Annotated in this window: 9 protein-coding genes; all 9 read right to left on the bottom strand. The window is 40.4% G+C overall.

Annotated elements, in window-relative coordinates; genetic code table 11:
- Window positions 1-43: 43 nt before the first annotated feature.
- Window positions 44-562: a c-type cytochrome gene (locus CDZ78_RS02925; protein ID WP_087868627.1), complete on the bottom strand. Its 519-nt coding sequence runs from the start codon at window positions 560-562 to the stop codon at window positions 44-46.
- Between the two features lie 43 nt (window positions 563-605).
- Window positions 606-2015 (bottom strand): IS66 family transposase, encoded by a 1410-nt coding sequence (gene tnpC / locus CDZ78_RS02920; protein ID WP_087868626.1) that lies wholly within the window; start codon window positions 2013-2015, stop codon window positions 606-608.
- Window positions 2016-2519: 504 nt separating this feature from the next.
- Complete coding sequence (locus CDZ78_RS02915; protein ID WP_087868625.1) at window positions 2520-3014, bottom strand: DUF3332 family protein; 495 nt, start codon at window positions 3012-3014, stop codon at window positions 2520-2522.
- A 202-nt stretch (window positions 3015-3216) separates the two neighbouring features.
- Window positions 3217-3747: an OmpA family protein gene (locus CDZ78_RS22640; RefSeq protein WP_087868624.1), complete on the bottom strand. Its 531-nt coding sequence runs from the start codon at window positions 3745-3747 to the stop codon at window positions 3217-3219.
- A 260-nt stretch (window positions 3748-4007) separates the two neighbouring features.
- Complete coding sequence (locus CDZ78_RS02905; protein ID WP_147889717.1) at window positions 4008-4385, bottom strand: DUF4398 domain-containing protein; 378 nt, start codon at window positions 4383-4385, stop codon at window positions 4008-4010.
- Window positions 4386-4525: 140 nt separating this feature from the next.
- Window positions 4526-4879, bottom strand: coding sequence for a DUF3015 family protein (locus CDZ78_RS02900; protein ID WP_087868622.1), 354 nt, complete (start codon window positions 4877-4879; stop codon window positions 4526-4528).
- Between the two features lie 9 nt (window positions 4880-4888).
- Window positions 4889-5653, bottom strand: a complete 765-nt coding sequence (locus tag CDZ78_RS02895; RefSeq protein ID WP_087868621.1) for an ABC transporter permease — start codon at window positions 5651-5653, stop codon at window positions 4889-4891.
- A complete protein-coding gene (locus tag CDZ78_RS02890; protein WP_087868620.1) occupies window positions 5650-6867 on the bottom strand; it encodes an FAD-dependent monooxygenase in 1218 nt (405 codons plus the stop codon). Before CDZ78_RS02890 ends, CDZ78_RS02895 begins: the two co-directional genes overlap by 4 nt.
- Before the next feature lie 349 nt (window positions 6868-7216).
- On the bottom strand, window positions 7217-7600 hold the full coding sequence (locus CDZ78_RS02885; protein WP_280175535.1) for an XdhC family protein: 384 nt from the start codon (window positions 7598-7600) through the stop codon (window positions 7217-7219).
- Between the last annotated feature and the right edge of the window lie 58 nt (window positions 7601-7658).

Below are 7658 nucleotides of genomic sequence, written 5' to 3'. Positions count from 1 at the left end.
CGAATGTAAGTTAACCATTCGCGGCTAAAGATCGCTCCTACTGTTACTTCATCTGCTGATAAAGCTCACCTAGCTGCTTAATTTCATCATCGCTGAGCTGTCTAGCTATCAATCGCATACGACTATAAATATCATTATGGCGCGTGCCATTCTTATATTCTAATAAAGTATTTATCGTGTATTCCGCTTGCTGGCCTGCTAAAGCAGGGATATCCATACGTTGCCCTTTGCCATCAGCTCCATGACAGGTAAAGCAGGGAGGTAGGATTTTTTTACCGTTGCCTTGATCAACCAAAACTTCAGCTTTGCTCAAGTCTTGCTTAGAAGCCTTGTTCTGAGCAGCGGGTAAAGACTGAAACCAGACTGCTAGATCAGCACTATCCTGCTCACTAAGCCCCTGAGCAACCGAAGACATCATGACATTGTCACGTTTACCATCCGCATAATCACGTAATTGCTTATAGGTATAATTAGCTGTTTGCCCTGCTAGTGAAGGAAACGTACCTGCCGGGCTGATACCTTTTTCACCGTGGCAGCCAATACAGGGCTCTGCTAATTGCAAGCCTTTTTGTAACTACTCAGCGGAGCTGAGTAGTCCAATGAAATTATAAAGCAAATTCAGGTAACTTTCCCTCAAAGACCAGGGTCATTGCCTGAGTTGCACTTAGACCTTGTTTACGGCACGTTGATAAATACCCTCTGACACGACAAAATATCTCTGCACCCTTGGTGCTACGAAAGCAGCCGGATATTTTCTGTTGAACCTTGGTCATCCGAATCGAATTTTCTGCGGCATTATTGGTAAATGGCACCCAGGTATTTGTCATGAAGCGCAAGACATCCTCTTCATAATTAATCAGCCTTTCCAGTAAGTTTCTAGCTTTACTGCGTTTTATTCGCCCCCGTTTTACTTCTTTAGGCTTATCGGGTGGTGGGCATTCAATCTCCGCTTTGCCAAGTAATTCTCTGTATTGTACTTTCCATTTTTCTGCTTCTTTATGTAGTAGCATGCCACCTGCTTCATTGACGGCATCATTCATTTTTTCAAGTAGTCGTTTCATTTCAAGCGCCCACTCCTGTTTATCCTGCTCCCAGGCGCGCGTTAATTCCCTCAAATGATGTGCATTACAAAGCGAATGAGTACAGTCATATTTATAGTAGGGCTTCCAATGATCATGACATAAAATCCCATGAAAATGGGGTAAAATTCCAATGTCATTCATTGCCTCTGTGCCACGTTTGGCATGGGGAAAGAAGTGTGTCCACTGATCATTGGAAGTCCCATGTAGCCAATGGCGCTTACCATTAATATTAATGCCTGTTTCATCCGCATGAATGCACGGTGATTCGACTAAGTGTTCTTTACTGATAGTTTCAAACCCAGCCAACTTCTCATAGGCCAGTTCATTGAAATTATAGATAGAGCCTTCACTAATCGGCATACCTAATTGATCAGCGAAATACTCCTGTATTCGGTTGTAGGGCAATAACTGATATTGCGAAAGATAAACCACATGGGCTTTTATCCCATTACCATATTGCGCAGCCTTAGTAACCTCATCTGGAAAAGGAGCGATAAAACACTGACCTTTTTCATTTATCAACCGTTGCGCCTGGTATTCTGTCACTACCCTTGAGATATCAATATCGAATACCTGGCGTGTTTCAAAGCCATCTTCCGTGTATCGCCCTTTTGGCAAGGTACGGCGATCAATGGTAATGATCTCGATTTCATCCGGGTCATCTATTTTTTGAAGTGTCGTGCCGACATGCGATTTTTGTCCGCCAGAAGGCTTATCTGATTTTTTGCGATTCCCTTTTTTCCGGTTGGGATCACTTGCAGGTGGTTTACTGCTATTTTTGCTGTTCAGTGTCACTCGATTGAGTAATACCGTGACTAATAATAGAATCACTTCCAGTGCTGATTTTAGCGCAGGCGATATATCACGCTCAGTTTCAAGTAACTGTTTGGCATGACTGATTGCGGAATCAACATCGATGAAGTCTATTTTCAAAGGGTAACCTGTATTGCTTTAAGGACAGGCTTATTATCTCATGGGTTTTAAATCCCGAATTTTCCTTGTTTTAAGCGATTGTAAGGCGAATAAAAAAGTTCTTCGAGGTCGTAGATGTTTAAGGGGACATTTTGTGATGACTATAGCGATAGAAGCAATAAAGCGTGGATTAATCGACTGTTGGGCAGCTCACTAAAAATCACAAAAACTAGGCTAAAACCCTGTCAAGAACTTTTTTAATTATTTACGCTGAGTAGTTACAAAAAGCGTAAATAAACGGCAATGAAGCAGATATTCCAAATACTGAAAAAAATCATTATAATTGTTTCCGCTATTTTGATCTATGGCTGTGCAGTTAACCCGGTGACAGGAAGTCATTCAATTTTTAAGGTTTTCTCTTTCGAGCGATTACGCCCTCGGTTCAGCAGCCATGCATCAAGATTGCCTTGATGCATGGAACCCTGAAAAACCGAGAGTTAATAGCGGACTAAAGTCCGCTCTACATTAACTTTTACGTTGCTGAGAGTATGCAACAAGCTCTTCTTTAGTGACAGTTCCAATTAAGTTACCATCCTGGTAAAAATCAAAAGTATTTTCTTTTCTAATCGCACTGATCATCTCTTCATGACCATCGTTATAGATTACTTCCATTTTTACAGTATCATTACCATCAAAACGAATTTTTGCCTGAGCAACATTTTTCACACCCGCATTCTCTAATTCTGCAGCAGCCATATCAACAACAGCAGGACTTTTACCTGTATATGGGTTTGTACCTGTCCAGAATTCAATAGCATTAATACCCACTAGATCAACCAGCGCAGCAATAGGGGAAACACCTAACAGATGCAGTCCCAGGAAAATTCCTTCTCTACCCCAGCGATCTTTAGTCACTTCCATATTCCACTTGTTAAGGTCCTTAGTTAAACCCATTTGTCCCATGCAGCCTGTTAAAACAGTTAGTGAGAATGATAATAGTACTATTTTAGTTATTTTCATTTAATTATTCCTTTAGGCTCACGAAGAACCAGTCTATATTTAATAAAGTTTTTAGCTACCCACTTACACAGGGCAAAGCAAGAACCATAGGGCGCGACCTTAGCCCGTAGATACTAATTAGCATCTACAAAAGGCGGGCTGAAGCCACGCTCTACAATTCCTGCCTTAGACAGGTGACTGTAGTTAAAATCGAATTGATTGATTAATTAAATTTAATATCGATACGACGGTTTTTCTGACGACCTGCTGGTGAGTTGTTTGATTCTATAGGCTGGCTCTGGCCATAGCCAATCGCAGTAATACGCTCAACAGAAACACCTTTGCTAATTAGCACATCACGAATAAAATCAGCGCGTTTTTGTGATAATTCTTTATTTAACTTAGCACTCCCCGTGTTATCAGTATGCCCTTCAAGAGTCACTTTTTTACCGGGATTTTTTTCCATATACGTTACTAACAAATCAATCCCGATCGATGCGCCAGGAACTAAGTCAGCTGTGCCAACAACAAATTCAATATCACCGAAAGCCAATAAAATATCTCGCTCTGCTTCGCTTAATTGCATCTCTAGCAATTTGTTCTGCGCAGAATCTTTTTTGGCACTAAGAGACGCTGTAATTAATTCCTCTTTTTTCTGTAGCAAATCAATACTATTTTGTCTAGATGTCTCTGCCGCAGCATTACTAACAGCCGTCCCAACTTCAGCATTACCTATATAAGCCAGTGAAGCCATGTCCTCTTCAGACTCAGAAGCCGCTGCACTTATTAAGGTTGTATTTGCTTTGTTTAATTCAGCTGAAGAATATTTCTGTACGCTAGGGTCACTAGCCGCTACTTTATAAGCTTGCTCAGCATCCAGTAATAATTGTGGTTTTTGTAATTCAGCACAACCTACCGCTAGTGTAGAAATTATAGCTGGGATAAGCAGTTTTTTTTACTGTCAATGTTTTCATAAATAAGTCCAGAATATATTAGTTGGTAAATTAGCGCGATTTATTTAAGCTGTGATTTCAACATTTGCATACTTTTCTGCATTTGCTTTTCTGCTGCGCTCGCTTTTCCCGCTTCTGTTTTCGCTTGAGCCAGGCTAGAATCAGCAGTCGATTCATTTGCTAAACGTAACGCTTTTTCATTGTTACCGTCTTTCATTTCTTCTTTCGCTCGTTGCAATTTATTTTTTGCCCTTTCCAGCTCTACTCCAGAAAATTCATTTGCTCCGATATTACGTGCTGATTGCAGCATTGCTTCGGCATATGCAATTTCAGTCTTTGGGGCTGCTATACCACATGCAGTTAAGGCTGAAACTACGGCGACTACAACAGTCGCTTTAATTAACGATGTAGTATTTTTTTTTTGTGAACATGAACTCACTCTCCATTTTAATTTAAGAAATAAGGATAAAAGTATGGTAAAAGATTTTTACTCGGCAATTCTATATCAGAATTACATTAAATTGCAAAACATTTCCTATTAGACACAAAGCCCTAGCCTCTTAGTAGGTAAAACAGATATTAAAATGCTGTAAGAACTTCTCTGCGTAAATTTATTAATAATTGCTCAGCAGTTGTTTCAGGTGAGACAAATAAACTATTAAATTTATTTTTAGTTAATACATAGAAGCGCCTCTTATCTATTTCTTTAATAGCAAGTAGCGTAGCTAGCCTAGCCAGGCACTCTCCTTCACCCACAGCCATATCAGAACGTAATTGAGCAAAGTTACTTTTTATATATTCTTCAACAGGATCCTGTTGCGTTTGTTTTACATCCGGCGAACTTTCAGGCGCTCGTTCAGTTACTGCACAAGATGATAGTATAGATATAAAAAACGTAACTAACAGTAGCAAATACAATCGTTTATTAAGCATATTCTTCTCCTAACTTTTAATACCTACACCTCTGGCCAATAAAAATAAGCAAAAAGCCATTAATAATAGAATGAAACCGATAATAATAAACATGGCAATCGTTACGTCAACATCTGAAATACCAATTAAGCCATAACGAAAAGTATTAATCATATATAGGATAGGATTACCCAAAGCAATTTTTTGCCAAATATCAGGCAACATTGAGACAGAATAAAACACCCCGCCCAGATAGCTCAATGGTGTTAAAACAAAATTGGGAATAATGGAAATATCATCAAAACTATCAGCAAAAATAGCATTTACAAAACCAGCCAAAGAAAATAAGGTTGCGGTTAGCACAAACACCCCTACAGTAACCCACCAGTTAACCACCGATATTTCTGTAAACATCAATGATATTGCTGCCACCACACAACCCACCAGCATCCCTCGAGTTACCCCGCCACCGATATAACCAGCCAGGATAACCCAGTTAGGAACCGGTGCCACTAATAACTCTTCGATATGCCTTTGAAACTTGGTTGAGTAAAAAGATGACACAACATTGGCATAGGAATGACTAATAACCGACATTAAAATCACACCAGGCACTATATAATCCATATAGCTGACTCCATTGACACTACCGATACGCTCACCAATCAGCCTGCCAAAAATCAGGAAATATAATGAGGTCGTGATGGCTGGAGGTAATAAAGTTTGTGGCCAGATGCGTGTAAAGCGCCGTATTTCTTTAAACAATAAAGTTCTAAAGGCAACCGAGTTATTCATGAAATAATGCTTTCGCCTTTTGCTAATTTAGGTAAGCGCCCTTCTAGGCCCATGGCACCTCGCATCACTTTATTTTTTAGAGGGGTAATACGTTCAGCTAGACCCAGCCCCAGATTTCTAAAAAACTTAATGGGCAATATTTGATTACTAAAGGTCCGGTAAAACAGGTCCATCACCGTCATCATTTTCAGATTTTCATTACGACGCAAACGTTCATAGCGTTTTAGTACGGCTACATCCGCTATATTTTTACCTTTATTACTGGCATCAATTAAAACTTCAGCGAGCATTGCCGCATCTAACAATCCAATATTCACTCCCTGACCGGCCAAGGGGTTAATCATATGTGCCGCATCACCGACTAAAGCAACACCCTGTTTAACATATTCCTGTGCATGCTGTCTCTTTAACGGGAAACTCGCGACACCCAGAATTTTATTAATTTTACCTAGGCAATCTGGAAAGGTTTCCGTTAATTCAGCAAGCAATTCAGTCTCCGCTAACGCTTTTAAGCGGCGCACTTCATCCGGTGTGTTATACCAGACGATAGAGCCATAATTCCCTGTTAAAGGTAAAAAGGCTTGAGGTCCGGTAGGTACAAAGCGTTGCCAGGTTATATCCTGCTGCTCATAATCAGTTTCGACATAAATAACCATGGCATGTTGCTGATAATCCCAACTGGTAACACCAAGACCCACCGTTTGCCTTAGTCGCGACTGCCCACCATCTGCACCAACCACGACTTTAGCCGATAAAACTCGACCATCATCAAGCTCTACACTGCCCTTACTATTTACATAGTTTATTTGTCTGATAGTTGAGGGACAAAGAAATTCAATATTAGAAAACTCCTGCGCTCTATGCAATAAAGCTAACTGAGTCACACGATTCTCAACAATATAACCGAGCGCATCAAAATCAATAGTATCACTGTTAAACTCAGTGTCACCCGCTGTTTCCCATACGCGCATACGTTTAAAAGGACAGACCCGCATTGCCAGTACCGCATCCCAGGCACCCACTGTTTGCAAAATTTGTTGCGAAGCAATACTTAACGCGGAAACACGCAAATCATGCATCTGTTCAGAAGAAAACTCTTCTGGCATACTTTTTTCAATTAGAGCAACTTTTAAGTCACTGTCACCTAATGCACAGGCAACCGCAGCCCCCACCATGCCACCACCAACAATCAATACATCATATTCTTCTTTCATTTCAGCATTCCTCTATTACATTTCCCATTCATATGATTTTATGAGGGGTGGACAAGGTTTTTCGTATTCATCAAAGCTCAGACGCATTCACTGCTGGGCACGCTATTCTTTGCCCATCTATCCCTTTTTTAATCAAGTGTGAAATGCATTACAAACCAAAGTGGATAATTATAACACCATGAACAACTCTGGTAATTTCCCTATAAAAAAATGCAATTGAACTAATCTATTGTTTACTTCATCAGCGTAAGCGCAAAACTCCTAGCCCACCCAGTTTGTTTAGTCCTCCAGAGAGAGCCTGCTACTCTTTGATCTTCAATATTACGGCTAGTTCTTCGATTACGCCATCTCATGGTTTTCTCTCGCTTGCATTTGTCTGACTAATTACTTCTGCAGCAATGCTAATTGCAATTTCCATCGGTGTCTGGCTATTGGTTGCCAAGCCTATAGGGGCATGAATCGATTGCCAGTGCTGCTTACTAATCGTTTCGGCTAAATTCTGCTGCAGCACTTTAATTTTTCGCCTGCTACCTAATATACCGAGATAAGCAAACTGCCTGTGCCATAGTTCAGCCAGGACCTGCTGATCTGTTTGGTGGCTATGCGTCATGATAAAGACATAGGCCTGTTTACCAGCATTAATATGCTGATTAATTTCGCTATAAGGCACAATGATTTTCCGCTTGGCAAACTTATTATCCTGCATAGTTTGCACTGCATCTCGCAGATCGATAACAACAATATTTTCTATTATGTAACGCCCTATAAACCCAGCTCAACCTTGACAGTTT

Origin of the sequence: Bathymodiolus platifrons methanotrophic gill symbiont, assembly GCF_002189065.1 — a bacterium.
Lineage (GTDB): Bacteria > Pseudomonadota > Gammaproteobacteria > Methylococcales > Methylomonadaceae > Methyloprofundus.
The sequence above is the reverse complement of the archived record's forward strand: the minus strand, read 5'-3'. Positions and strand labels throughout refer to the sequence as shown.

Coding starts and splice junctions, on each gene's coding strand:
- CDZ78_RS02895 (WP_087868621.1), bottom strand. CDS start 5,653: ATGAATAACTCGGTTGCCTTTAGAACTTTATTGTTTAAAGAAATACGG.
- CDZ78_RS02900 (WP_087868622.1), bottom strand. CDS start 4,879: ATGCTTAATAAACGATTGTATTTGCTACTGTTAGTTACGTTTTTTATA.
- CDZ78_RS02915 (WP_087868625.1), bottom strand. CDS start 3,014: ATGAAAATAACTAAAATAGTACTATTATCATTCTCACTAACTGTTTTA.
- CDZ78_RS22640 (WP_087868624.1), bottom strand. CDS start 3,747: ATGGCTTCACTGGCTTATATAGGTAATGCTGAAGTTGGGACGGCTGTT.
- CDZ78_RS02890 (WP_087868620.1), bottom strand. CDS start 6,867: ATGAAAGAAGAATATGATGTATTGATTGTTGGTGGTGGCATGGTGGGG.